This is a genomic window from Mesorhizobium sp. M7A.F.Ca.CA.002.09.1.1 (genome assembly GCF_003998555.1).
In the GTDB taxonomy this organism is placed as follows: domain Bacteria; phylum Pseudomonadota; class Alphaproteobacteria; order Rhizobiales; family Rhizobiaceae; genus Mesorhizobium; species Mesorhizobium ciceri.
In genome coordinates, this window is record NZ_RZRR01001308.1 from 1 (window position 1) to 1,056 (window position 1,056).

The 1,056-nt window shown below is 63.3% G+C and carries 1 protein-coding gene and 1 pseudogene; both read left to right on the top strand.

All coding sequences use genetic code 11. From position 1 onward, the window contains the following. Positions 1-264, top strand: a pseudogene (locus EN994_RS32760) (sugar phosphate isomerase/epimerase); the annotation flags it as partial. 64 nt (positions 265-328) lie between these two features. Beyond that, a partial coding sequence (locus tag EN994_RS32765) for a substrate-binding domain-containing protein (RefSeq protein ID WP_127308217.1) occupies positions 329-1,056 on the top strand: 728 nt, incomplete at its 3' end.

Consider the following 1,056-nt stretch of genomic DNA (forward strand, 5'->3'; position numbering starts at 1 on the left):
GACGTCAAGCGTTCGGGCGGCGACAAGTCCGAGAAGCACGCCGATATCGGCGACGAGGACGCGCTGGAGAGCCATACATTCCGTGGCGTCGGTGAGATCGAGTTGCCGGCACCGGGCCTCGGTTCGCTGAACTACGACCTCTATCTCCAGCGGCTGGCGGAAAAGCATCCGAACATCCCGGTGATCATCGAGCATCTCTCGGAAGACGACGTGCCGAGGGCCAAGAAATTCCTCGACGGGAAGTTCCGCGCCAACGGTCTGTGACGGCCTTCTCGCGCCGCTGGTTCGCGGCGGCGCGGTTCGGTTCCAAAGTAAGGGAGGAGAAAAAATGTTGAAATTCGCATTGAAACTGGCGGCTGCCGTAACGCTGCTCGCCGGCGTCTCGTTGAGCGCGCCGGCAATGGCGCAGGATGGCCAGAAGACGTTCTACTTGCTGTCGCATGGCGGTCCGTCGGATGCGTTCTGGCTGGACTGGAATGCCGGCGCGACCAAAGCCTGCGACCAGCTCAAGGTGACCTGCAAGATCTCATTCAGCGGCGGCGACATGGCGGCGCAGAAGGAGGCCTTCAATTCCGCGCTTGCGGCCAAGCCCGACGGCATCGCCACCACGTCGGCCCAGCCGGGCTTGTGGACGGAAGAGGTGAAGGCGGCCAAGGCAGCCGGCATCCCGATCGTGTTCTTCAACACAGACGATCCGGCGACCGGACGGCAGGCCTATGTCGGCGCCGATCTCAAGGAGGCGGGGGTCATCTGGGCCAAGTATCTTGTCGACCACAAGATGGTGAAGCAGGGCGACAAGGTGTTCCTGCCGGTGGAAGTGCCCGGCGCCAGCTATCAGCAGCTGGAGACCGAAGGCATCGCCAGCGTCTTCGATCCGTTGGGGATCAAATATGATGTGGTCGATTGCGGCACCGACCCGGCCGGCATCATTGCCAAGATGACCGACTACATGGTGGCCAACAATCCGCCGGCGATCATCGCGCTTGGCGATTCCGTCGCGGCCAGCGTCAAGCGGGTGTTCGACGGCGCCGGCGTGCCGGCCGGCAAGATCCCGGT